At 51.1% G+C, this 23560-nt stretch carries 24 protein-coding genes; 19 read left to right on the top strand and 5 right to left on the bottom strand.

The annotated features are described in order from the left end of the window. Position 1: 1 nt before the first annotated feature. From WFK81_RS20575 to WFK81_RS20555, 5 genes are all read left to right on the top strand, one after another. On the top strand, positions 2-1003 hold the full coding sequence (locus WFK81_RS20575) for an aldolase (RefSeq protein ID WP_336788240.1): 1002 nt from the start codon (positions 2-4) through the stop codon (positions 1001-1003). Beyond that, a complete protein-coding gene (locus WFK81_RS20570; protein ID WP_336788239.1) occupies positions 1000-1287 on the top strand; it encodes a lasso peptide biosynthesis PqqD family chaperone in 288 nt (95 codons plus the stop codon). Before WFK81_RS20575 ends, WFK81_RS20570 begins: the two co-directional genes overlap by 4 nt. Positions 1288-1291: 4 nt before the next feature. Beyond that, positions 1292-1732, top strand: coding sequence for a lasso peptide biosynthesis B2 protein (locus tag WFK81_RS20565; protein ID WP_336788238.1), 441 nt, complete (start codon positions 1292-1294; stop codon positions 1730-1732). A gap of 105 nt (positions 1733-1837) precedes the next feature. Beyond that, the gene (locus WFK81_RS20560; RefSeq protein WP_336788237.1) at positions 1838-2953 is read left to right on the top strand and encodes a nucleotidyltransferase domain-containing protein; all 1116 of its coding nucleotides are present in this window, start codon (positions 1838-1840) and stop codon (positions 2951-2953) included. Positions 2954-2968: 15 nt separating this feature from the next. Next, positions 2969-4762, top strand: coding sequence for an ABC transporter ATP-binding protein (locus WFK81_RS20555; RefSeq protein WP_336788236.1), 1794 nt, complete (start codon positions 2969-2971; stop codon positions 4760-4762). A gap of 117 nt (positions 4763-4879) precedes the next feature. Here the strand turns inward: WFK81_RS20555 and WFK81_RS20550 are convergent, their stop codons facing one another. Then, entirely contained in the window at positions 4880-4987 is a 108-nt protein-coding gene (locus tag WFK81_RS20550; protein WP_336788235.1) for a paeninodin family lasso peptide, read from the bottom strand. Between the two features lie 277 nt (positions 4988-5264). Between WFK81_RS20550 and WFK81_RS20545 the strand changes: the two genes are divergently transcribed. The 10 genes from WFK81_RS20545 to WFK81_RS20500 are packed head-to-tail and all read left to right on the top strand — an operon-like array spanning position 5265 to position 15453. Beyond that, on the top strand, positions 5265-6377 hold the full coding sequence (locus WFK81_RS20545; protein WP_336788234.1) for an AAA family ATPase: 1113 nt from the start codon (positions 5265-5267) through the stop codon (positions 6375-6377). Further along, positions 6355-7608, top strand: a complete 1254-nt coding sequence (locus WFK81_RS20540; protein ID WP_336788233.1) for a CpaF family protein — start codon at positions 6355-6357, stop codon at positions 7606-7608. Before WFK81_RS20545 ends, WFK81_RS20540 begins: the two co-directional genes overlap by 23 nt. Beyond that, positions 7599-8453, top strand: coding sequence for a type II secretion system F family protein (locus tag WFK81_RS20535; RefSeq protein WP_336788232.1), 855 nt, complete (start codon positions 7599-7601; stop codon positions 8451-8453). The genes WFK81_RS20540 and WFK81_RS20535 overlap by 10 nt, the downstream gene beginning before the upstream one ends. A gap of 10 nt (positions 8454-8463) precedes the next feature. Next, entirely contained in the window at positions 8464-9312 is an 849-nt protein-coding gene (locus WFK81_RS20530; protein WP_336788231.1) for a type II secretion system F family protein, read from the top strand. A gap of 34 nt (positions 9313-9346) precedes the next feature. Next, complete coding sequence (locus tag WFK81_RS20525; RefSeq protein WP_336788230.1) at positions 9347-9538, top strand: Flp1 family type IVb pilin; 192 nt, start codon at positions 9347-9349, stop codon at positions 9536-9538. Beyond that, positions 9510-10229, top strand: a complete 720-nt coding sequence (locus tag WFK81_RS20520) for a TadE/TadG family type IV pilus assembly protein (protein ID WP_336788229.1) — start codon at positions 9510-9512, stop codon at positions 10227-10229. The genes WFK81_RS20525 and WFK81_RS20520 overlap by 29 nt, the downstream gene beginning before the upstream one ends. Beyond that, complete coding sequence (locus tag WFK81_RS20515; RefSeq protein ID WP_336788228.1) at positions 10226-12439, top strand: hypothetical protein; 2214 nt, start codon at positions 10226-10228, stop codon at positions 12437-12439. The genes WFK81_RS20520 and WFK81_RS20515 overlap by 4 nt, the downstream gene beginning before the upstream one ends. Continuing rightward, positions 12405-13373 carry a TadE/TadG family type IV pilus assembly protein gene (locus WFK81_RS20510; protein ID WP_336788227.1) on the top strand — a complete coding sequence of 323 codons (969 nt, stop codon included), beginning with the start codon at positions 12405-12407 and terminating at the stop codon, positions 13371-13373. Before WFK81_RS20515 ends, WFK81_RS20510 begins: the two co-directional genes overlap by 35 nt. Beyond that, complete coding sequence (locus tag WFK81_RS20505; protein ID WP_336788226.1) at positions 13370-13885, top strand: A24 family peptidase; 516 nt, start codon at positions 13370-13372, stop codon at positions 13883-13885. Before WFK81_RS20510 ends, WFK81_RS20505 begins: the two co-directional genes overlap by 4 nt. 47 nt (positions 13886-13932) lie before the next feature. Continuing rightward, positions 13933-15453, top strand: a complete 1521-nt coding sequence (locus WFK81_RS20500; protein WP_336788225.1) for a DUF6382 domain-containing protein — start codon at positions 13933-13935, stop codon at positions 15451-15453. 30 nt (positions 15454-15483) lie between these two features. On the opposite strand, the gene WFK81_RS20495 is transcribed toward WFK81_RS20500, so the two are convergent. The 3 genes from WFK81_RS20495 to WFK81_RS20485 all read right to left on the bottom strand — a co-directional run bounded on the left by WFK81_RS20495 (position 15484) and on the right by WFK81_RS20485 (position 17518). Then, complete coding sequence (locus WFK81_RS20495) at positions 15484-16386, bottom strand: TIGR01777 family oxidoreductase (protein WP_336788224.1); 903 nt, start codon at positions 16384-16386, stop codon at positions 15484-15486. 17 nt (positions 16387-16403) lie between these two features. Then, positions 16404-16910, bottom strand: coding sequence for a hypothetical protein (locus WFK81_RS20490; RefSeq protein ID WP_336788223.1), 507 nt, complete (start codon positions 16908-16910; stop codon positions 16404-16406). A gap of 170 nt (positions 16911-17080) precedes the next feature. Further along, on the bottom strand, positions 17081-17518 hold the full coding sequence (locus WFK81_RS20485) for a DUF2621 domain-containing protein (RefSeq protein ID WP_336788222.1): 438 nt from the start codon (positions 17516-17518) through the stop codon (positions 17081-17083). Positions 17519-17618: 100 nt separating this feature from the next. On the opposite strand from WFK81_RS20485, the gene WFK81_RS20480 reads away from it, so the two are divergent. The 4 genes from WFK81_RS20480 (at position 17619) to ppnP (ending at position 22205) form a co-directional block, all read left to right on the top strand. Then, positions 17619-18749 (top strand): deoxyribonuclease IV, encoded by a 1131-nt coding sequence (locus WFK81_RS20480; RefSeq protein ID WP_336788221.1) that lies wholly within the window; start codon positions 17619-17621, stop codon positions 18747-18749. A gap of 47 nt (positions 18750-18796) precedes the next feature. Then, complete coding sequence (gene purU, locus WFK81_RS20475) at positions 18797-19675, top strand: formyltetrahydrofolate deformylase (RefSeq protein WP_336788220.1); 879 nt, start codon at positions 18797-18799, stop codon at positions 19673-19675. Between the two features lie 156 nt (positions 19676-19831). Next, complete coding sequence (tkt, locus tag WFK81_RS20470) at positions 19832-21850, top strand: transketolase (protein ID WP_336788219.1); 2019 nt, start codon at positions 19832-19834, stop codon at positions 21848-21850. Between the two features lie 37 nt (positions 21851-21887). Next, entirely contained in the window at positions 21888-22205 is a 318-nt protein-coding gene (ppnP, locus tag WFK81_RS20465; protein WP_015842878.1) for a pyrimidine/purine nucleoside phosphorylase, read from the top strand. A 296-nt stretch (positions 22206-22501) separates the two neighbouring features. Here the strand turns inward: ppnP and WFK81_RS20460 are convergent, their stop codons facing one another. Then, positions 22502-23416: an NAD(P)-dependent oxidoreductase gene (locus WFK81_RS20460; RefSeq protein ID WP_336788275.1), complete on the bottom strand. Its 915-nt coding sequence runs from the start codon at positions 23414-23416 to the stop codon at positions 22502-22504. Between the last annotated feature and the right edge of the window lie 144 nt (positions 23417-23560).

The raw sequence follows: 23560 nt of genomic DNA, 5'->3' as shown, positions 1-23560 counted from the left end.
TTTGTTGATTTTTATAAAGTGTTTTGCTACAATTAGTATCATGAAACTCGGAGAGGTGAGAGCCATTATGGACAATGGACTGTTGGATAAAAAGCTTTATTCGGCATATGGATTGCGGTTGGCCAGCGAAATAGAATTGCCGGAATTATGGGATGAAATAGATGGAGAACCGGACGTAATTATCGAGCTTGCCGATTTAAGCGGTTTTGTTTCCGGCTGGAGTGAAGATCAATTGGAGCATGCGGAACACGATGAAGTGGTAATCCGAGTACCAGACGTAGCCGTATATCGCGTTGTTGGTAATCATCTGATCCAAATGATGCCGGAGAAAGGGGCAGATCCCAGAGAATATCGATTATACATTCTGGGGGCATGCTGTGCGATTATCCTTATCCGCAGAGGAATGGTGCCTCTGCATGCAAGCGGTGTTGTTATTGACGGTAAGGCCTACGCTATACTTGGGGATTGCGGAGCAGGGAAGTCTACGCTAGGAACGGCGTTTAGGCATGCAGGCTACCAGCTGCTCAGCGATGATATAGTTGGAATAAGATTCAACGAGAGCAACAACTCACTGACCGCGTATCCGGGATATCCGCAGCAGAAGCTCTGGAAGCAAAGCATGGATTATTTTGAACTGGAAACCGCCAATTATGATTCCATTCTGGAGAGTTACGATAAATATGCTGTCCCAGTCAGAGATCAATTCGCCAGGGAACCGGTTCTGCTTTCGGGTATTTTTGAGCTGGAAAAAGCGGATATTCCTCAAATTATGATGAAGCCGATGAAACCGCTGGAACGCATTCAATTAATCCGGTATCACTCCTTTTTGGATAAGCTGCTGAAGGAAATGAAGATGGAACAGTGGTTATTCGCAATTGCCGCCAAAATTGCTCTTTCCGTGCCTTTCTACCAGTTAAAAAGGCCTATTCATGGGTTTACAGCACCTGATCTAGTGAAAAAAATTATAAATACGGTGACAGAAGGAGAGGTTGTTTTGTTATGAACAATATTGTGATAAGCGGGAATATCATGAGGGCTGAAGGTTTCCTTGTCAGTGATATGGGCGGAGAAAAAGTGATGATGAGCATTCAAAGCGGTAAATATTATAACCTTGGCCAAACAGGCGGAGCAATCTGGGAGCATCTTGCGGAACCGACTACTGCAGACGAGATTGTTAATAAGCTGTGCGAAGAGTACGAAATTGACAAGGACGCTTGCTTGAGACAAGTATCGGCATTTCTGCAGCAATTGGCGGAGCAAGGGTTGATTGTTAACACTGGGGCGTAGTCCCATGAGGAAGCTCCGTGCTTTTCTCGCCTCGGATATGAAGCTGCTGCTGCTGGAAGCTTTTGTTTATCTCGGGTGGGCCAGAATCTTAAAAGCGCTGCCGTTTGCAAAAGTAGCTCCGGGACTCGGGGTTTCACTTCTGGAAACTTCATTCCAAATGACTGAAAAAAATGAGGAGCTTATCCATAGGATTGCAGATGCAATCCGGATTATGAGCCGGTATACCTTATGGGAGAGCAAATGCCTTGTTATGGCGATTGCTTGCATGAAAATGCTCGAGAAACGGCAAATCGAAAGTACTTTGTATCTGGGCACAACAAAAAACTATGAGGGAAAGATGACTGCACACGCTTGGCTCCGCACAGGTCCGCATTATGTTACCGGCGCAGATATTATGAACCGATACACCGTTGTCGGCATCTTTGGGAACTTACTTGAACGTTAGTCAAGAAAACCAAGGGGAGAATTAGAGATGAACCGCCCTCAAATGTTGGATATGAGCTTATTCTCAAATGAACTGAACTTTATGCTGCAGTTGCTGCGGTCCGATATGCCGCTTGAGATGGATGAGGCTATTCAATTATCAAGCCATTTGGATTGGCAGCAGTTTTTTCGAATAGCTTTGTATCATGAGACTTTCCCGGTACTTTATCCGATACTAGTGAAACTTAATTCGCAAAAGAGCTGGACGCCTGATCATGTGATGAAACAGCTTAAAACGATGTATACCCGAAACACAATGGAGATGCTGCATTTACGGTCAGAGCTGGAACGAATGAACGGACTTTTTGCTGCCCAGGGTATTCGAATGCTGGTTCTTAAGGGGCCTGTGCTGGCTGATATGCTGTATGGCGATATTTCAGGGCGAACATCAGGCGATCTGGACATTCTTGTGTCAAAGGCGGATTGGGATAAAGCGGTCAATATTTTAGTGGAAGCCGGTTACGTCCGTGGCGAGGAATATGATGATACAGCAGAAGTATTCGGCAATACAGAGCGAAAAACACATCATATTTCGTATATGCATCCTCAAAAAAATGTTGAGATTGAGCTGCACTGGAGTCTAAATCCAGATACGGTTATTGAGCCGGCGTTTGACGAATTATGGAGTCGCAGGCAGCCAAGCACGCTGAATAAAAACATGTATACGCTTGGTAATGAGGACCTGTTTGTTTATCTAATCCTACACGGTACGAGGCATGCCTGGACTAGTCTGAGATGGTTGCTCGATATAGACCGGATGCTTGGAAGATTCATGAACTGGAATCGGGTCCTTCAGCTGTTTGATTTTAGCAAAAGCAGTATATTGGGCGGAAAAGCAATGGTGCTGTCAAGCAATCTCCTTGGCAGCTTGCTTCCTGAGGAAGCATTTGTTTTGTCGCAGCATCCCAAAGCACGCAAACTCGCTCAAATGGCGACTATCTTTATTCGCCAAGAGGTTGTGCTTTTTCCGAAACCGGAAACGAAAGAAATCGCTGTTGCTTATAACCGGTATTTACTCTCAACGATGACTTCCAAGCAAAGGCTGCTATATATTTCAAACAAAATGTATCCAAGCTCCAAAGATATGCTGTTATTGCCTCTGCCTAAATCACTGCATTTTCTTTATTTTCCTCTCCGCCCTTTCTTGTGGTTCTGGCGGCAAGTTAAACGGCAGGCTGTATAGAAAGGAGAGATACCGTTGAGAGATATGATTTTGCTTCTCAAAAAATTGTACGCCTCTTCCGGTAATCGGATTTATCTTCATCTGGTGTTAATGATTTTTGTTAGTGCTTTGGAGGGTATTGGGATTTTTCTTATCATTCCGCTTCTAAGCATTATTGGCGCTTTTGATATGGATATAAGTTCCGTTCCGTTTGTCGATGAAGCCATGAATCAGTTGAAATCCTGGAATATGCCGTTGAATCTGCCAATCGTTTTGTTTGTTTATGTCCTTCTTGTAGGAGGGCAGGCGCTCCTGCAGCGCAATCAATTCATATTGGCGACCAAGATAGAACAACGTTATATTCGACAGTTGAGAGCGGAAACCCATGAGGCGCTGCTAAAGGCGAAATGGGAATTTTTTCTGGGCCGAAGAAACTCTGACTACAATCAGATTCTTTCTACGGAGCTGAACCGGGTGAGCAATGGCATCAATCTGCTACTGACTTTAACCTCGGCTGCAGCATTTACTCTTATCCAAATCGGTTTTGCCATGTGGCTGTCGGCCAAGCTGACATCCATTATCATTATAAGCGGTCTGCTGCTTTCGCTAGTATCACGACGATTCGTGAGAAAATCATCCAAGCTTGGCAAAGAGGCTTCGCAGCTATTTAAAAGCTATTTTGCTGATTTAAGCGATCATTTTAACGGCATTAAGGATATTAAAAGCAATCTTCTGGAGCGTTCGCATATCCGAAAATTCGTAGAATTATGCGGCCGAATCGAGAGCAACTATGTAAAGGCTTACCGCGTCTATGCCAATTCGCAGTTTCTGTACCGGTCCTCATCCGTTCTATTAATTGCTTTATTCGCTTACGTATCTATTCATCTGCTGCAAGTTCCGGCTGAGCAGTTGATTCTGATTGTACTGATCTTTACTCGTCTGTGGCCGCATTTCATCACCATTCAGTCCAGTCTTGAACGAATCATGTCCCAGCTGCCGGCAATGAAGGTGTTGTCGGATCTACAGAGGGATAGCGGGCTTGCGCAAGAAAAGCATTTTTCGCAAGAGGCCAAGGAAGATGCATCTTCTTATTCAATCAAAGACAGTATTTCTTGCAGCAACGTATCATACCGGTATGATAAAGAGAATTCGAAATCCGCATTAAGCCATATTGATATTAGGATACCGGCTAACCAGATGACTGCTATTGTCGGAAAATCTGGTGCGGGTAAAAGTACGCTTGTTGATTTGCTAATGGGACTGATTCAACCCGACGAGGGGAAGCTGCTTATTGACGGTAAGGAACTTAATGAAGGACAAATGTATCCTTACAGGAATGCCATTGGCTATGTGTCACAAGATCCTTTTTTATTCCATGGCAGTCTTCGTGAAAATTTGCAGCTGGTTGTGCCAAGCGCTACGGAAGCTGAAATGTGGGAAGCGTTGCGGTTCTCGGCCTCGGATGAGTTCGTACGCAAGCTGCCTCAAGGCCTAGATACGGTAATCGGAGATCGGGGAGTCCGGCTGTCGGGCGGAGAAAGACAACGTATAGTGCTGGCACGCGCCATCTTGCGGAAACCTTCCATTCTGGTGCTTGATGAAGCGACCAGTGCTCTTGACGGAGAGAATGAAGTGCAAATAAAAGAGGCGCTGGACATGCTGCACGGAACAATGACCATCATCGTAATTGCGCATCGTTTATCCACGATTAGGCACGCCGATCAGGTTATTGTACTGGAACAAGGAACAGTTGTTCAGCAGGGAGGATATACGCAGCTGTCCATGGAGACGCGTGGTACCTTCAGGAAACTCTTAAGTTATCAATCCTAAGCCAATGCCTAAGCATAGGCTTTTTTATTTTGTCCCTGAGCATTTGCAAAGCAACAGCTAGACAAAGAACCCGTTTATCCGAGGATAAACGGGTTCTTTGTCTATTTTAATGAACAATTACCACTTTTTGCTGCCAGGTTTGTGGTTGAAGCTTTCAATATCACCGTCGAAAGTCATTTTAACATCAAGTACTTCCAATGCAGGAGCTTCCCATACTTTTTTCATACTTTCACCTCCTCCTTATGGTTCAGGTACCTCGATATGTAATGAGATACGTTACGTTTCTTATTATAGCACATGTTGATACGATTTGTATCCTTTTTCGAAAAAAGTTTTTAGCTTTTTTATGATGTTTTAGTTGACGGGCATTTGGACGAAGTGGTAATATTTGTACAATAAATTGAATCGGCACATGTACGGAAGCACCGTAGAAGGCCGCAGGTAAACTGCGCCTTTTACGGTGTTTTTTTGCGTTTGCCGGAAGAAAGGCAGGAGCAGGCAGGTGAGACAGCAATTGGTGATTGCGGTCAAGGAGCAGGACTATGTGAAGAGACTGGCTGATTACGTGCGAGACAGCCCGTTCAGCGAGCAATGGCAGTTGACGATTTTCACCCATGCGGAGGCGTTTGTTCAGTTTCTGAAATCGGGCTATCCGGTTCACGGAATCGCCGCACAGCCTTACATGCTGGAGGCGGCTGCCGGGGTATTGCCGGAAGGGGTCCCGATTGGGGCGCTTGTCATGGCGCCGGGCCAATTTCCGGCCTATTGCGAACTGCTTCAATATCAGGCTCTGCCGGGTTTACTGCAGGGGATGGCTTCCATCATGGCCCCAGCTGTACAGGGGACTGACAGAGAGCAGACTGTGCAAGCCATCACCGTTTATTCAGCGTCAGGCGGCGTCGGGAAAACAACATTAGCCAGACAGCTGGTTCATACAGCGGCAAATAACGGTCAGCGCGTATTTTATGTCAATCTGGAACGCTGGAATGCGATGGATACCTGGCTGGAGCGAGGGGCGGCTCACGGCGATGAAGGCTTGTCTCAACTGCTGTACATCCTTCAAACGCATCCGGACAAGGTTGGAGAGTGGCTTGGGCGGCACAGCAAGCGTCATGCGCTTTTGCGCGCGGATTATATTCTGCCTTGTTCGAATGCGGAAGACCGGATGACGCTTCAAGCCACGGATGCTGATGCTATCGTCCGGGCCGTCGCGGCAACCGGTCAATACGATCTTATCGTTATTGATCTGGATGAAGGACTGGATGAGCTTCATTTGGCCGTAATGGAGCTTAGTCATCAGATCATTTGGCTTGTAACGGAGGATCCGGCGGTTCAGCGCAAGAGCCAGCTGGCTTATCAGTACGGCATGCAGCGTTTCGGAGAGCGGTTCCGCTTGCTGAAGCCCCGGCTGCAGCTGGTTGTAAACCGCAGTGACGGCCAGCTTCATGCAAAACGAAGCATATTCAAGCCGGCTTGTGCTTTCCTTCCCGATACGGCCGTAATGGGCAAAGGCGCAGCCGCTGTTCTTTCATCGCCTCCGTATATGGCCGCCGTGGAACGGCTGTACCGGCAGCTGGTGAAGGAGGAGGGAGGTGAGCCGATTGCTAACGGATGAAGCGGTCCTTGAATTAAAAAACCGGATTAAGGACCGGCTTGATTACTCCGGCTCGGTAACGGACGAGCAATTAACGGCAATCGTGGAGCAGGCTGTATTTTCCTGGAGCAGCAGCCATCCCCTAACCGCTTCGGAGCTGGCTTCGCTGGTTCGGCGTCTGTTTCACTCGTTCCGGGGACTTGATATTTTGCAGCCGCTAATGGATGATCCGACGGTGACGGAAGTCATGATCAACCATCATTCGGAGATCTTTATCGAACGAAACGGCCGGCTTAGTCTGCTGCCCTCGGCTTTTGAAAGCAAGGAGAGACTGGAGGATCTCATTCAGTCTATTGTTGCAAGCGTGAACCGGGTCGTCAATGAATCTTCTCCGATCGTCGACGCCCGTCTAAAGGATGGCTCGCGTGTTCATATCGTGCTGCCGCCTGTTGCGCTAAGGGGACCCGCGATGACGATTCGTAAATTTCCGGAACAGCCGCTGACGATGGACGAGCTTGTAACGAAGGGAGCATTAACCGGGGAAGCGGCTATTTTTTTGCAGCTGCTGACAAAAGCGCAATACAACATTTTTATAAGCGGCGGAACCGGGACGGGTAAAACAACTTTTCTTAATGCTCTATCCCAATACATCCCCCGGGATGAGCGTTTAGTTACGATTGAAGATTCCGCCGAGCTGCAAATCCGGAGCGTTCCCAATCTTGTTTCCCTTGAGACGCGGAATGCCAATACCGAGGGTAAAGGAGAGATCGCAATCCGCGATCTGATCAGGGCATCGCTTCGGATGCGTCCAAACCGCATTATTGTTGGCGAGGTACGCGGCGGAGAGGCTTTGGATATGTTGGCGGCCATGAATACTGGCCATGCGGGGAGCATGTCCACCGGCCATAGTAACGGTCCCCGGGACATGATGTCCCGGCTGGAGACGATGGTCATGAGCGCGGCGGAAATGCCGGTTCAGGTTATCCGCAAGCAAATCGCATCGGCTTTGGACATTGTGATCCATTTGTCTCGTTTTAGGGACCGCTCCCGACGCGTCACGGAAATTTGCGAGGTTGTCGGGATGGAGGATGGAGAGATTGCCGTCCGGCCGCTGTTCCAATTTGAAGAGGAAGGGGAGGAAGACGGCAGAGTAATCGGCAGGCTTAAGCGTACCGATAATAAGCTCTGCCATACCGATAAGCTGAGGATGGCCGGAATTAAGCTGGCAGAGGAGGATGCGATATGCCCGTAATTCGAGCTGCGCCTCTCGCAGCAAGAGTGCTTGAATGGTGCGGTTGGGACTCTTCCTTTCGGGCTGGCGCGCGGCGCAGTATGCCGTTAACCAACGTGAAGCCGCACCAGGACTATAACCATTACCAGTTGTCTTATAAGCAGTTTATGGGATCGGCAGCCGTTGGATTCGCTATTCTATTTGCTGCTGTCTACCTCATCTATCATTCCTTTATTGTATCTAGTTTGTTTGCCGTGGGAGGCCTGGCTGCGCCTCGACTGTTCAAGTCCTTCTTGCTTGTCCGGCGGAAGGAAAGGCTGCAGCTGCAATTCAAAGAGGCCTTGTATTCCCTGGCATCGTCGCTGGCGGCCGGCCGGTCGGTTGAAAATGCCTTTTTGGCAACGATTGATGACCTTAAGCTGCTGTACCCGGATCCGAATACGGAGCTTCTGCACGAATTCCAGATTATCAAGTATCGGCTCGATAACGCGGAACCTCTTGAGCAGGCGCTTCACAGCTTGGCTAAGCGTGCCCATCTGGACGACATTACGCAATTTGCCGACGTATTTGCCGTATGCAAACGCTCCGGCGGGGATCTGGTCGAAGTAATGAAACGGACCTCGCAGACGATCGGCGAAAAGTTGGAGGTCAAACAGGAAATTTCCGTTCTGCTTGCGCAGAAGCGTTTTGAAGCCCGGATTATGATGGCTGTCCCGTTCGCCTTCCTTGGTTTTCTGAGCGCTTTTGCCCCTGATTATATGAAGCCGTTGTACAGGGGAGGCGGATATGTCCTGCTGACCATCGGCCTTGCCGTTTTATCCTTTTGTTTCTGGCTAATTCATCGAATTATGCAAATACGCGTGTAGGAGGCGTCAAATGGCTATTCTTGTACTGCTTCTGATCCTGTTTTGGGGACTGCTCATGGGAAAGGACGGAATGGCGCAGCTTCTGAGCAAGGGAAAACCGGATTGGAAGGAAGTATGGTTTGCAAGGCCTTTTGATCGGCTGCTTGAACGCAGCAACCTGTACGGGCATTTGCAGCTTCCGCTCAGCAGCTACCATTCGAAGCAGATTCTCCTGAAAGGCACGGACTGGCAGCTTACTCAGACAAAGCGGCATATTGCGGAAACGGCGGGTATTGGTTATGCCGTGCTGACGGGCTGCGCTCTTCTTGCTGTGCTGGCGAAGGAACCGCTGCTTATCGGGATGGGCGCGCTATTAGGGCTATTGCTTCCGCTCCGGCCTATCTTGGAAGCCGGCAGGCTGGTTGAACGGAGAAAACAGGCGATTGTTTCCGAGCTGCCCGAAGCGCTTAGCAAGCTGATGCTGCTCGTTGGCGCGGGGGAACCGGTGCTGCGGGCGTTCACCCGCTGTCTGGAGGGGAAAGATCCGGCTGTGCAGCCTTTATATAAAGAGTGGAACAGAGCGGTTATTGCCTTAAGGAACGGCGAGTCCTTCAGCACGGCGCTTGAGCGGTTTAACCGGAGCTGTGCCGTACAGGAGGTATCCATTTTTACAACGGTAATGCTGCTTAATTACCGCAGAGGCGGAGATCAATTTGTCCTCGCATTGCGGGAAATATCCTACTCCTTATGGGAGAAACGCAAGGCGGTTGCCCGTTCCCGCGGGGAAGAGGCTTCTTCCAAGCTTGTTTTTCCGCTTGTGGGCATCTTGCTCGTGTTAATGGTATTTGTTGCCGCGCCGGCGATGCTGCTCATGTCTTGAACTTATCTATCAATATTTAGGGAGGATGTTTACTATGTTGAAAAAGTTGGGGAAATCCGTTCGTTCATTCTGGCGCTCGGAAAGCGGTCTAGGGACGCTTGAAGTGATTCTGATTATTGCGGTTGTTATCATAATCGCTCTTCTATTTAAAGATTGGATTATCCAGTTGATCGAGAAGTTGATGGGAAAAGCCGATGATGAAGCGGACAAAATTTTCTCCAACTAACCGTAAACGAAGCTTGCCGCAATGGCTTCGCCAAACGGAAGGGAGCTTTACGCTGGAATCCTCGCTGGTGTTTCCGGTCATCTTTCTTCTAATCCTTATGTTTCTACTATTCAGCATGTATATCTATCAGAAAGCGGTGCTCTATTACTCCGCTTCCGAGACGGCGGAACGGGCTTCGTTCAGCTGGGATAACAGTCACCGTAATGCCCGCAACGGGATGCTGACAACCGGTCAGTATGACGGCTTGTACTGGCGGGTGAGCGGAGATTACATGCTTGGTTCGTTATTTGGACTAACGGCAGATCAGACGGATGTAACCCTGGAACTGCCGGGGGCACGGAGCACGGAAAAGCTGGAGCTTGCGGGAACCAAGCTGCATCAAGCATCAGCTTGGCTGACAGGCGATGCGGAGCTGCCGTTTAAAGGGAACATCGCTTACGCAAACAGCCTGCTGAAGCGGGAGGTAGCGGTAAAGCTGATGCAGCCGGTATCTCTTGCTCCGCTTGAGCGTACGCTAGGGCTGTCTGAACCCAAGACGGTTGCAGCGGCCAGCATCGTTGATCCTGTTCAGTTTATCCGGGATGTCGATACGGTCAGGTATTATACCGCCAAATTCAGCAATGGAACGTCGAAACAGCAAGCTGCAAAAGCACTGACGGCATACAGTGGCGGGAAAGAAGGCAAGCCGTGAACAAGCCAGCAGCATCTTACGGCTCGATAACGATATTTTCCGCGGTTGTTTTGTCGGGGCTGCTTCTGTTCTCGGCGGTGCTGATCGATTATGCAAGAATGGCGGTTTTGCACAAGGCCGCCGAGGACGCGGCCAGATCCGGCGTGCGTTCAACTCTTTCCGCTTACGATAATCGGCTGTACGAACGGTATGGGCTGTTTGGACGGGGAGGGACGGACAGTAATGACATTTTTGAACGGACGGTCAAGGCGAATCTGGAACAATCCGCAGGGCAGCCGGAGACCTTTAAGCTGGTGCAGGCGAAGCTCCAATCGGCGCATGTAGACAATGCGGAAGTACTGGGGAAGCACGAGGTGTTTGCCCGGCAGGTACTGGAAGAAATGAAGTATAAAGCCCCGGTGGATTTTACCCTTGAGCTAGCTTCCAAGTTTGCCCCGCTTTCCGGGGCGATGAAGGAGGCGACCGTCACGGTTAATATGCTGGAGGAGCTTCGCAAGCTGTACGACGAGCGGGAGGAAAAGCTGGCTGCAGCTTTGCAGCTGCAACGCCAGGCCGCGGAAACCGTTGGCGGCATTGCGGGCCTTATTCCGACGAAAGCGCTGGAGCTTGCGACGGGTGCCGCGAATGCCGCAAGGCTTGCCGGTGATTATACCGCGTATGCGAATTGGGTCATGACTGATCAGCGTCTGACTCAGCAAGGCAAAAAACCGAAATACGCGGATGAAATTAGGGCCTACGAGTTAAAGGCGAGAGGATGGACGGACGATATGTCCCGGGAGCTTGCCGTGGCTAAAAAGCAGCATGACAAGCTGCAGCAGGACGCGGTCAAAGCAATCAACGAGGCTAAGCAGGTTAACTCGGACATGCAGCGTATCAAGCAGGAGACGGCTAATGCTGCTTCTAACAGCGGTTATGACCGCGTAAGCGGCAACAACGTTGCCGATGCTGGAGCTGGGGCTCCCTCCCTGGATCCTGCGCCGGAAAACGATATGCAGGAGATTCGGAAGCTCGCGGATGAGCTTATTTTGCCGGACGGCTGGTTTGCCGAATACAGCGGGGAAATTGCGGATCAGGCCTCTAGGTTTGCTTCGCTGCAAATGGAGGCGGGAGGTTTTATCACCAATTTGACAGCCGGCCTTGCCGCGCCCAATCTTTCCAATGAGCAGATCAAGGAGGGGGCCGTGAATCTCAGGATTGCTTATGAGCAGTATGAGGGAGCATACGTGCGCAAAGGCTCTAGCCTGGACGAGCGGGAGCGGAAGCTGACCGATAAAGAATTGAAAAAAGAACGCCAGGCACAGGAGGCAAAGGCAGGGGAGCTGTGGTCCCAGGCCCGCCGCCTGCTGCACGGGATGACATCGGTTCCCCAGACCGAGGAGCACCTTCAGGTTATTCAGGATATCGAGAAACGGTATAAGAACAATCTTTTATTTAATCAGGAAGCAGCCGGGGCGGAAGCGGAAGGACTTGTCTTCGCGCAGGATGCCCATGAGGAAGCGGAGGAAGCGACAGCCGTCATGAGCGGGTTGTTTTGGGGCATTGCCGATATGCTTGAGCAAACCAGGGACTCCGTCTATTTATCGGAGTATGCGGTTTCGCGTTACGCTTCCTTTGCGCCGCAAAATCTGCGGGCATTGCTTGCAAGCGGCGATACGAACGAGCTTGCCCATGCCGTCGCGTTCAGCAACCAGGAAGCGGAGTATGTCATTTACGGGTTTCATAGTCCAACGGCCAATTTGGCGGCTGCTTATGGCGAATTAATCGGCGTAAGGATGGCGGTCCGGACGATGGAAGGCTTGTCGGCCTGCAGGGCAGCCGCCCATCCCCTGCTAATTTTGTCATGCTCCGTTGTATACGGCCTGGAAAAAACCATGGAGGATATGGCGGCGTTTACGGAACGCGGGGCGGCTCCGTTATCCAAATATATAAACGTGGATGTTGCCTACACGGATTACCTGCGGTTGTTCATGCTGGTACACGGAGGTGCCAACCGGCCTTCCGCGTTAGCCCGGATGATCGCCGTTATTGAGCATAATGGCGGAGTTTCCTTGTCCAAGGTTCCAACTGCCCTAACGGGAGAAGTAAAGACCTCCGCCAGGCTGTGGTTTTTACCGGGCGTGATGGACGTCCTCCAGCATTTTGGATCCTTGCGAGGAAAGGTTGTTGGCGACAGGTATGAAACCGTTCAAACGATTGGCTGGTCTTATTAGGCGGCGGGTAAAAGCCCGGGGCAGCGAGAACGGAAGCATGGTGCTTGAAGCTGCGCTTGTCATGCCGCTGCTTCTGATGGTCTTGCTGCTGTTCTTGATGATGATTCGCTTATGCGCCGTGCAGATGGCCCTTCAATCGGCCGCGTCCCAGACGGTTCGGCAGATTGCGACGCATATTCGTCCAGCCGATCTCACCTTTCAAAAAGCTTCTTCATCGATCCCGGATTTGGGCTCAATCGGTCTGCCGCTGCCGGATTGGGGAGGAGCTATGGCGAAGGACGCTGCCGGGTGGCTGCCGGCGCCTGCGGATGCGTTAGCATCGGCCGTTCTAGAAGGAAGCTGGCAGCCTGTCGCGGATGCGGCCGCTACCGAACTGGGGAGAGGCGCGGTTGAGCCGCTGCTCCGGCAATTTGCGGATGAAGCGGTGCTGGAAAAGGAGCGTTTGAGCTTAGCGCGCTTGTCTTTGCCGGATCTGAAGGAAAAACGGCAGCCTTATTTGACGATTGAAGCGGAGTACGAGTTCCCTTTGTCTTTGCCGTTCTTAAATAGAAAAATCGTATTGCGCGAGCAGGCATCCGAACGGGTATGGGTAAGCGACGCAGCGCCGGCGAAGGAAAACGCCGCCGGGGATGCAACGTCGATTCAAATTGTCTCCATCCAGCCGGTTCCGCTGCGTCCAGGGAATAAAGCAACGGTTATCGCTTTAACCTCGCCGGGTGCTTCAGCCTCCCTAACCGTCAATTATAAAAGCGGTACAAGCACGGCAAAGCATCTCGGCAGCGCAACGGCGGATGCAAACGGTTATGTGCGGTGGACATGGCTGGTATCCGGCAATACAACGCCGGGAACCTGGGAATTGACCGCGACCTCGGCGTCAGGGGACGCGGTTTCCATGCATTTTAATGTAACAAAGAAGGAGGATACGCGATCGTGACGGTTCAGCTCTTGGCTGCAGCCCTGCTGCTTCTTGCCGCGTTATATACCGATTTGAAGTCGATGACCATTCCTAATCTGCTTACGGCTCCTTTTCTGGCAGGAGGATGTTTATATGCCTTGTTCGCAGGAGGAGGCCAAGGGCTTTTGCTCGCCCTGTACGGTGCGGCTGCAGGGTTTGTTCCGCTGCTGATTTTGCATCTGGCCAAAGGAATTGGCGCGGGAGACGTCAAGCTGTTTGCGGCGCTCGGAGCCTGGCTTGGCACATTGGCGGTTCTACAGCTTATGATGTACGCCATCTTGTATGCGGGGCTTGTGGGACTTGTCCTGCTTGTTTTTCATAGGCCGTTTGCGAGAAGGATGACCGCAGGAATATTTTCGTTTCTAGCCCTGCGTTTTGGAGGTCGGGAAGGTGCGTCGTCATGGCTGGCATGGGCGAATAATGGACGAACCTTTCCGTTTATGCTGGCTGTGGCTCCGGGGGCCTTAACTTTATGGTTGATATCGGGTTGATCAAAGGGGGAACAATAGTGAGGCAGCCGTTCAGAATAGATTTTTCCATGAACCGGGGGCATGAGATGATTATTGACCGGAAGGAAGGTATCCTGCGGGATGAACTGGATGAGCTTGAACTGCAGATGCTGCAGTCCGGCAAAATTCCGCATCTTTTGCCGGTAGAATGGATTGAAATCGACGGGCGCATCACCTTCCGCTATGTCTTGGCAGGACGGAAAATGCTGCTGCACCGTCTGCAAGTCCAGTCGCTTTCCATGGAGCAATTTTATACGTTGTTGCTTGGAGTTGTAGAAGCATTCGAAGAATGCAAACATTATATGCTGCGTCCGGAAGGCTGCCTGCTCGACGATCAATATTTGTTTGTAGGCGAGCAGCTTAATGATATTGCCCTTGCTTATTTGCCCTTAAAAGAAGGAATGCGCGACAGCGTTTCAGGTGTAGCGGATCTGCTCACCCTTGTAGTCAGGTGGACAGCGTACATCCAGGACATTGACGGCGCGGGTCTTCAGCGTATTTTACAGCCGCTCAACGGAAGCAAATGGCCGCTATCCGAGCTCAGGTCCGTTCTGCTTGGATTGATTGGAGATGCTTTTATTCATGCTGGCCCGAAGCAGGCTTCGGAGCGCATTTCTATCTCTTTTCCCGCAGCTTCGTTAGCAGGCGATGCGCGAGTAATAGAGTCAAAGGAAAGCTGCGAGCCGAGGCCGCAAACTGTCGGCGTATCCGTCTTAAAGCACGCAACAATCGCAACATCCGTACCAAAGCTTCAAGATATTCCGCTTGTTGAGCTGGAGGCGCAGGATTCCGACGCGGCAAGGAAAAAATTATGGGTAACGGCGGCAGTTGTAACCATAGCAATTGCTTGCGTGTGGAAATATATCTACTTATCCTCGCATTCCCGAAGCAGCTTCTACATCTCCTTGGGCTTGACCTTTATGGGGATTGCTGCTCTTTATATGGTTTGGTCCCGCAGGCTTCCTGCCGGGCTGCTTGCCAAAAAAGGCAATGGAGACGAGGAGGAGGAGTTCATCCCCGAATCCCAGCCGCTTGGCATGTGGGGGCGATATGAGGATTTTGAGCATAAGGAGATGGTCGAACCTGCCTCCTCCTATGTTCAATCTGTCAAACCGGCCAATCGAAAGGAAGAGGAGCTCCACCCTTATGAAGGGAATACCGCGGATCTTCGCAGCCAACCGGCCTCAGCTGAAGCGACGGTGCTGCTGGCAGAGAGGGACATGGACCCAAAAGGCTCAAAAGGGCCGGCCTTATACAGGGAATGGGCAGGCGGAGGCTCCTGGATCGAGTGGCAGGAGGGGAAGTTTACGATAGGCCGATTAGGCGAGCAGGTCAGCTATGAGGAAGAAGCGCATGGCATTTCCAGGCTTCATCTGGAGCTGGAGCGGGACGGCGGTGCTTATATCGCAAAAGATCTGGGCTCCCGAAACGGAAGCATGTTGAACGGTGAGATTATGATTCCGTATAAGTCTTATCCGTTTGTTATAGGAGACGTTATACAGCTGGCCGGCAGCAATGGGCCCAAATATGAACTGAAGACGAGAGGTTAACCTCTCGTCTTCGGCTTTTTCTGTTCTTATTTAGGTTTGGGTTATTTGCTTCATTGCGCTTTCAATGGTCGGGTATTTGAACGCGAAGCCGTTCTCCAGTGCTTTGCGAGGCAAGGCGCGTTGTCCTTCGAGAAGCAGGGAGGACATTTCCCCAAGTACGGCTTTTAGCAGAAAAGCGGGTGTTGGCAGCCAATGCGGTCGTCCAAACGCCTTGCCTAATGCGCGCCCGAATTGGTCGTTGGTAACCGGCTCCGGTGCCGAGGCATTCACCGGCCCTTGAATTTCGAGATGGTCTATACAGAATAGTATCAGCCGGACCAAATCCTCCAGATGGATCCACGACAGCCATTGCCCGCCGCTGCCAAGACGGCCTCCGGCAAATAACCGGTGAGGCAGACTCATCAGCGGAAACGCGCCGCCGGTCCGGTTAAGCACGACGCCTACCCGCAGCTTAACCAGCCTTTTTACGGGAATGGAATCGGCAGCTTTCTCCCAGTGCTCCACAACGCCGGACAGAAAGTCGGTTACTTTTAGCGGACTCTCTTCCGTAAACGTAGCCGTTAACGAATTGCCGTACGCAGAAATGCCGGAGGCGTTAATGACGGCCTCCGGCTTGGCGTTCAGTTCGGTAACAAGCTTGGCAATACGCGCTGCGGCATCAATCCGGGAATGAAGAACGCGCTGCTTGGCGGCTTTGGTCCAACGCTGGTTAATGCTTTCGCCGGCCAGATTCACGATAATATCGGTGCCCTCCAGCCACTTAGGCGATGCGGCAAGCTCGTCCCATGTCCTATGATGGAGCCTGGCATTCTGAGGTGAAGCGGAAAGCTTTCCTTTCCTGGATACGACAGTCACTTCATCGCCCCGGTCAAGCAGCGCATTCACCAGTGCCCGTCCTACAAAGCCTGTTCCTCCCGTTACCGCAACGCGCATTGTTCATCCGTCCTTCATTAGGATTTGACTTCAAGCTTCTTAAGGAAATATTGCGTTACATCGCCGCTGACCTTTTCGGTATATTCGAATTGTACTTTTGCGTCCGCCGGAATACTGTTGATTTTATCCGTCATATCGTCCGTGAATTGCAAAACCATCGGTCCATCCGGCAGGTCAATCTCAACCGAGGTTGTATCGGCTTGTCCGACAAATACGCCTTCGCTTGTCTTAACGGCGCCGTCAGCCGGCGCTGTGTTTGCATCCGTATCCGGCGAAGCCGTTTCCGGGTCAACCACTCCGCTGTTTTGCCCTTCGGACTGGCTATTTCCCGCATTATTATCAGTTGTATTATTGCTGCTGTTCTCCGGTGCGGCGTTGGCCGGCTGTTCAACCGACGAGCCCTGTTCGTTGCCGTTCGAATTGGCTTTGTCCGAACCGCATGCCGTTGCGGTCATCATTACCGCGAGTAATACGGCGCTTGCCGCGATTAAGCTGCTCTTCTTTTTCGTTTTCATAGTTGTCATAGAAGCACCTCCTGAAAGCATTAGCTGAAGAATGATTATACAAACAGCCAGTTATAAGCTGTTCATATGCTATATAACGAAATCATCCGTTTAAGGTTCCAATAGATTTGTACACACTATTCATACGGATTAAACAATAGGCTGCCATAATTGAAGCAGCCCGCTGCCTTTTATTTATTGAGCAAATGCCGGTAGGGAGCGTAGTCGATACCCTTGCGTTCCAGGAAAGAAACAAGGCTTCGATAGTCACGTTTAGGCGTTGCGCGTATGTATCCCTCGATGCAGTGCTCCCGCGTTACTTCCGAAGCTCCGTTATCGATAGCGACCTGACCGATTTTCGCGGCAATCGAGTGCTTGGCGATATCCCGGAATGCGGACGGAACGGGAGAGACCAGCTCGTCCAAAAAGCTTTTCGATTCATCGGTCCACATGCTGCGGCTCCGTTCAACCCAATAATTTTGCCAATCCAGCTTGGACTTGCCGTCACGCTGAGGCAGCACCTTCAAAAACTTGCGGAACATGAAGAAACCGCCGATGGCCATAGCGCCGACCATTACGACCGCCCAGAAAATAATGAAAAACATAAACCAATCGGGAGCTGATTTCATACTGTACCTTCACCTCAGGAAGAATTATACCGTATTCCTAGATTTATTTCGACATTCCTTGTAAAATAAGGGTTGATCAACCGAAAGGGGCGTTTTAAAGATGTTGAAAATCGGTTCCCATGTATCATTTTCGGACAAGGGGCTGCTTACCGCGGCCAAAGAAGCTGTGTCCTACGGTTCCAGCTCGTTTATGATTTATACCGGCGCACCGCAGAATACACGGAGAAAGCCAATAGAAACTTTATATATTGAAGAAGGCAAACAAATGATGGAACAGGCCGGCATCAACGAAATTGTCGTGCATGCTCCTTACATCATCAACCTGGGTTCTTACAAGGACGACACGTTTGAGCTTGCGGTCCGCTTCCTGCAGGAGGAAATCCGCCGTACCGATTATATCGGGGTGCGCAATATCGTTCTGCATCCGGGCGCTTATACGGACAAGGATGCCGAGTACGGCATCGCTCGTATTGCCGAAGGCTTAAATGAAGTGCTCGAAGGCACCAAAGATACGAATGTTAACATTGCTCTCGAGACGATGGCCGGCAAAGGTACGGAGATCGGCCGCAGCTTCGAGGAGCTTGCCCAAATCATCGATAAGGTGCAGCATAACGACCGTTTGACGGTTTGCATGGATACCTGTCACATGCACGATGCGGGCTACGATCTAATTAATGATCTGGACGGCGTGCTGCAGAAATTCGATGAGACCGTCGGGCTTGACCGCGTTGCGGTTGTCCATGTCAACGACAGCAAAAACCCGGTAGGCGCGGGCAAAGACCGCCATGCTCCCGTAGGTGCCGGCTGGCTTGGACATGAGGCGATTCACAGAATCGTTCATCATGAAGCGTTGGCGGGCCGTCCGTTTATTTTGGAAACGCCATGGATCGGCAAGGATGACAAGAAGCAGTTCCCGATGTACGAAGCGGAAATCGCGCTGCTCCGCGGCGATGCCATGGAGCGCTTTGGGGAGTCGTTCTTCGACCATGTAGAACGTCTGCATCACTTCTATGGCAAGCAGGAAATTGATCCTCGCCAGTTCGTATTGTCGACCTGGGACGTTCTGAAGAACGATGCCAAAGCGAAAAAAGCGGATCCGCGCGAGCCAATGGAGCGCCTGTTCGATCTTCTGGCCGAAAGCGACGCGCTTCCGGGCGAATTGACCGAAGAGCAAATCAACCAACGGATTACGGCATGGTTCGCCGGCAAGCAATTGCTTAAAACCGTTTAACCATACTTTAAGATAACCATTGCAAAAGGAAGGAAGTTTTAACGTTTATGTCTTCATCTACTACGGAGTCGCGCAGCGGACGCGCGCGCATGCTGATCTCGTGCCCGGATAGACCGGGTATCGTGGCGGCGGTATCGCATTTCTTGTACGAGCACGGTGCGAATATTGTACAATCGGACCAATACACGATGGATCCGGAAGGCGGCATGTTCTTTATCCGCTTTGAATTTGATTTGAATGATATGGACAAGGAGCTTCCGGTTCTTGTCGAGGATTTCGCCCGCGTGGCGGACCGTTTCGATATGAAATGGCATACGTTCCGCGCGAGCCGCAAAAAGCGCCTAGCGATCTTTGTTTCCAAGGAAGACCATTGCCTGATGGAGCTGCTGTGGCAGTGGAAAGCCGGCGATCTGGACGCGGACATTTCGATGGTTGTCAGCAACCACCCGGATATGAAGGACATGGTGGAATCGTTTGGCATTCCCTACCACCACATTCCGGTAACCGCGGACACCAAAGCGGAAGCGGAGCGCAAGCAGATGGAAGTGGTCGCGGACAAAGCGGACCTTATCGTTCTCGCGCGTTACATGCAGATTATCTCGCCGAAATTCATCGAGCAGTTCCCGAACCGCATTATCAATATTCACCATTCGTTCCTTCCAGCCTTCGTTGGCGGCAAGCCTTATGCGCAAGCGTACAATCGCGGTGTTAAAATCATCGGCGCTACGGCACATTATGTAACGGAGGAACTCGACGGCGGTCCGATTATCGAACAAGACGTTCAGCGCGTCAGCCATCGCGACAATGTAGAGGAATTGAAACGAATCGGACGTACTATCGAACGCGTCGTTCTCGCCCGTGCCGTGAAATGGCATACCGAGGACCGCATTATCGTACATCAGAACAAAACGGTCGTTTTCAATTAATCCAATAAATGCTCTAGTCTTTCTCCATTTTAAGGATGGCAAACGGGTTTTCGGAATGGTACAATATTCAAAGCCTTTGCGCTACAACTCGCGCTATATCCAGATATATAGAGAGAGACAGAGCAATTTTAAACAGGAATTAGGAGGAAGTAAGAAATGACAGTTACACAAAAATCGATTGACCAGCTGTCGATCGACACGATCCGTACGCTGGCAATCGACTCCATCGAGAAAGCAAAATCCGGACATCCTGGCATGCCAATGGGCGCAGCTCCAATGGGTTACCAACTGTTCGCGAAAAACATGACGCATAATCCGTCGAACCCGACTTGGATTAACCGCGACCGTTTCGTTCTGTCCGCAGGACACGGTTCGATGCTGCTCTACAGCTTGCTTCACCTGAGCGGTTACGATCTTCCTCTGGAAGAGCTGCAAAACTTCCGTCAATGGGGTTCCCTGACTCCAGGTCACCCGGAATTCGGCCACACGGCTGGCGTTGACGCAACAACAGGTCCTCTTGGACAAGGCGTTGCAATGGCTGTAGGTATGGCCATGGCAGAAGCTCATCTGGCAGCTACTTACAACAAAGAAGGCTTTAATGTTGTTAATCACTTCACATACTCGATTTGCGGCGACGGCGACTTGATGGAAGGTATCTCTCATGAAGCGGCTTCCTTCGCAGGCCACCTGAAGCTTGGCAAATTGGTTGTTTTGTATGATTCGAACGATATCTCCCTTGACGGCGCGCTTAACCTGTCGTACTCCGAAAGCGTTCAAAAGCGTTTCGAAGGCTACGGCTGGCAAGTTCTTCGCGTTGAAGACGGCAACGACCTGAACGCATTGTCCAAAGCAATCGCTGAAGCGCAAGCGGAAACAGGCAAACCGACTTTGATCGAAGTTAAAACTGTTATCGGCTACGGCAGCCCGAATAAAGGCGGCAAAGGCGGACATGCCGGTCCTCACGGTTCCCCGCTCGGTGCTGACGAGACTAAGCTGACTAAACAATTCTACGGCTGGAACGAAGAGCATCAATTCTATGTTCCGGACGAAGTTCGCGCTCACTTTGCTGAAGTGAAGCAGAACGGCGAGAAAGCAAACGCTGCTTGGAACGAACAGTTCGAAGCCTACAAAAAAGCATACCCAGAGCTTGCAGCTCAATTCGAGCTCGCTACTTCCGGTCAATTGCCTGAAGGCTGGGATAAAGACCTGCCTAAATACACAACGGAAGACAAGCCGTTGTCGACTCGCGTAGCTTCGGGTAACGCTCTGAACGGCCTTGTTCACAACGTACCTGCTCTGGCTGGCGGTTCCGCTGACCTTGAGAGCTCGACAATGACTCACCTGAAAGGTTTGGCACAATTCAAACCAGGCAGCTACGACGGCCGCAACATTTACTACGGCGTTCGCGAGTTCGGTATGGCTGCAGCAATGAACGGCATGAGCCTGCACGGCGGCATGAAAGTATTCGGCGGTACGTTCTTCGTATTTACCGACTACCTGCGTCCGGCAATCCGTCTGGCTGCCCTGATGAAACAGCCTGTAACTTACGTTCTGACGCATGACTCGATCGCGGTTGGCGAAGACGGTCCTACGCATGAACCAATCGAGCAGCTGGCTTCGATCCGCATTATCCCTGACCTGACGGTTATCCGTCCAGCGGACGCGAACGAAACTTCCGCGGCTTGGGCTTATGCGGTTGAGAACCAAAACAGCCCGGTAGCGCTTGTTCTGACTCGTCAAAACCTGCCTGTACTGGAAGGTACGGTTGAAGGCGTTCGCGAGAACCTGAAACGTGGCGCTTACGTGGTTTCCGATGCGGCAAACGGCGCTCCGCAAGCTCAAATCATCGCTACTGGCTCCGAGGTGCAGCTGGCGGTTGCCGCTCAAAAAGCGCTTGCTGAAGAGGGCATTCAAGTTCGCGTAATCAGCATGCCAAGCTGGGATCTGTTCGACAAACAAGATCAAGCGTACAAAGATTCCGTTATCTTGCCTGAAGTTAAAGCTCGCGTAGCTGTCGAAATGGCTCATCCGTTCGGCTGGGAACGTTACGTTGGCGACAAAGGCGTAGTTATCGGTATCGACCGCTTTGGCGCATCCGCACCTGGCGACCGCGTGATCAAAGAATACGGCTTCACGGTTGAGAACGTAGTAAGCAAAGTGAAATCGGTTCTGTAATCGATAAGCTATTTGGCGTAGAGGAGCTAACCATACAATGTCGCAATTTGAAAACGTAACGGTTGTCAAAGAAGCTAATGTTTACTTTGACGGTAAAGTAACTAGCCGCGCTGTTCTGTTCGCAGACGGCACGAAAAAAACGCTTGGCATTATGCTTCCTGGCGACTATGAGTTCGGCACGGACTGCATTGAAATTATGGAAATTTTGGCTGGCGACCTGAAGGTGCTGCTCCCTGGCGAAACAGAGTGGGTACACATCCAAGGCAAGGGTGAATTCACCGTTCCGGCTAACACGAAGTTCAAGCTTCAAGTAGCGGCTGTATCCGACTACTGCTGCTCTTACATCTACGAATAGCATTGGTTGAAAAAGGGGCCGTCCCATTCGTCATAAATATGACGATGGGACGGCCCCTTTATATTAGGTTAAACAGCAAACTGCGCATTTAAATGTTCTTCCGATCGTCATTGCTCAGGGATTCCTTTGAATCAACGAGGTATGGTTGGAATCCCTTCACAAAAACGAACGCGGCGCTTCTACAGAATCATTTAAATGCTCCGTATGCCATTAACCTGTTCATTTCAAAGGCAAGAAGAGATTAAAAAGGTGGTCATGCAAGGAACTGCATGGCCACAATTAATTATACTATTTTGTTATTTTTTTTCGCCGATTTTACGGCCGATCCATTGCTCATAGGCTTGCGTTACGCTGCTCATGTCGAGCTCGCCGAGACCCATGGAGTCGCCGATCTGGAACAGGCTTTTTGCCGCTTCCAGCATCGGTGTAGGCACCTTCAGTCCATCCGACAGCACGGAGGAAAGACGAAGATCCTTCAGCATCAGCGCGAGGGAGAATTGGACGTCATAATCGCTGGCAAGTACTTTCTCGCCCTTCAGCTCGGCTGTGCGGCTTGCTGCGCCGCCTGATTGGACGAGCTCCAGGAACGCGCTGCCGTTGATGCCGCCGCTGGCCGCGATCGCCATGCCTTCGGCCAGGGCCGCCATATTAATGCCAACGATGGTGTTATGCGCAAGCTTTGCGGTCGCGCCGCTGCCGTTAGCGCCCATATAGATCACCTTGCGGCCCATAGCGGTTAGAACCGTCTCGACCTCTTTCAGGGTCTTCTCGGGGCCGCCAACCATAAAGGTCAATGTACCGCCTTCGGCCGCCGGCTTGCTGCCTGTAACCGGGGCATCAAGGAACGATGCGCCTTTCGACTCTGCCGTTTCCGTCAGCTCTAGTGCGAGGGATGGAGAGATCGTGCTGCTGTCAATCAGGATGGTACCCGGACGGACTGCGTCAAAAATCCCGTTTTCACCATAGTATACTTCGCGAATCGCAGCGTCGTTGCTGATCATCGTGATGACAATTTCGGCTTCGCGTACAGCGTCGGCCGGAGTTGCGGCTGCGCTTGCCCCGCACGCGATCAGCTCGCCGGCTTTGCCGGCTGTGCGGTTGTAGACCGTAACCTCAAACCCGCTGCGAAGCAGGTTCGCCGCCATCCCGTATCCCATAACGCCTAGGCCGATAAATCCGATTTTTTTCATGTACAGTTCCCTCCAGTGTATCTTTAGGTTCTAAGTATTTATCGCTTTTATCTTCTATCATAGCTTAGATTCGAGCGGAATGAAACTTGCCGGCCGTCGAAGGCGGACCAAGCCGTTCGCGCTTGATTAGCTCTATATTGCAACAAGCCATAAAAGCTTTTACTA

The organism is Paenibacillus sp. MMO-177, assembly GCF_037147795.1.
Classification (GTDB): Bacteria; Bacillota; Bacilli; order Paenibacillales; family Paenibacillaceae; genus Pristimantibacillus.
The sequence above is the reverse complement of the archived record's forward strand: the minus strand, read 5'-3'. Positions and strand labels throughout refer to the sequence as shown.

Excerpts from the sequence above, each read along its gene's own strand:
- WFK81_RS20525 (WP_336788230.1), top strand. The coding sequence starts at position 9,347 with ATGTTGAAAAAGTTGGGGAAATCCGTTCGTTCATTCTGGCGCTCGGAA.
- WFK81_RS20535 (WP_336788232.1), top strand. The coding sequence starts at position 7,599 with ATGCCCGTAATTCGAGCTGCGCCTCTCGCAGCAAGAGTGCTTGAATGG.
- WFK81_RS20550 (WP_336788235.1), bottom strand. The coding sequence starts at position 4,987 with ATGAAAAAAGTATGGGAAGCTCCTGCATTGGAAGTACTTGATGTTAAA.
- WFK81_RS20495 (WP_336788224.1), bottom strand. The coding sequence starts at position 16,386 with ATGCGCGTTGCGGTAACGGGAGGAACAGGCTTTGTAGGACGGGCACTG.
- WFK81_RS20565 (WP_336788238.1), top strand. The coding sequence starts at position 1,292 with ATGAGGAAGCTCCGTGCTTTTCTCGCCTCGGATATGAAGCTGCTGCTG.
- WFK81_RS20570 (WP_336788239.1), top strand. The coding sequence starts at position 1,000 with ATGAACAATATTGTGATAAGCGGGAATATCATGAGGGCTGAAGGTTTC.
- WFK81_RS20480 (WP_336788221.1), top strand. The coding sequence starts at position 17,619 with ATGTTGAAAATCGGTTCCCATGTATCATTTTCGGACAAGGGGCTGCTT.
- WFK81_RS20485 (WP_336788222.1), bottom strand. The coding sequence starts at position 17,518 with ATGAAATCAGCTCCCGATTGGTTTATGTTTTTCATTATTTTCTGGGCG.
- WFK81_RS20520 (WP_336788229.1), top strand. The coding sequence starts at position 9,510 with ATGAAGCGGACAAAATTTTCTCCAACTAACCGTAAACGAAGCTTGCCG.
- ppnP (WP_015842878.1), top strand. The coding sequence starts at position 21,888 with ATGTCGCAATTTGAAAACGTAACGGTTGTCAAAGAAGCTAATGTTTAC.
- tkt (WP_336788219.1), top strand. The coding sequence starts at position 19,832 with ATGACAGTTACACAAAAATCGATTGACCAGCTGTCGATCGACACGATC.
- purU (WP_336788220.1), top strand. The coding sequence starts at position 18,797 with ATGTCTTCATCTACTACGGAGTCGCGCAGCGGACGCGCGCGCATGCTG.
- WFK81_RS20560 (WP_336788237.1), top strand. The coding sequence starts at position 1,838 with ATGCCGCTTGAGATGGATGAGGCTATTCAATTATCAAGCCATTTGGAT.
- WFK81_RS20500 (WP_336788225.1), top strand. The coding sequence starts at position 13,933 with ATGAACCGGGGGCATGAGATGATTATTGACCGGAAGGAAGGTATCCTG.
- WFK81_RS20490 (WP_336788223.1), bottom strand. The coding sequence starts at position 16,910 with ATGACAACTATGAAAACGAAAAAGAAGAGCAGCTTAATCGCGGCAAGC.
- WFK81_RS20510 (WP_336788227.1), top strand. The coding sequence starts at position 12,405 with ATGAAACCGTTCAAACGATTGGCTGGTCTTATTAGGCGGCGGGTAAAA.
- WFK81_RS20530 (WP_336788231.1), top strand. The coding sequence starts at position 8,464 with ATGGCTATTCTTGTACTGCTTCTGATCCTGTTTTGGGGACTGCTCATG.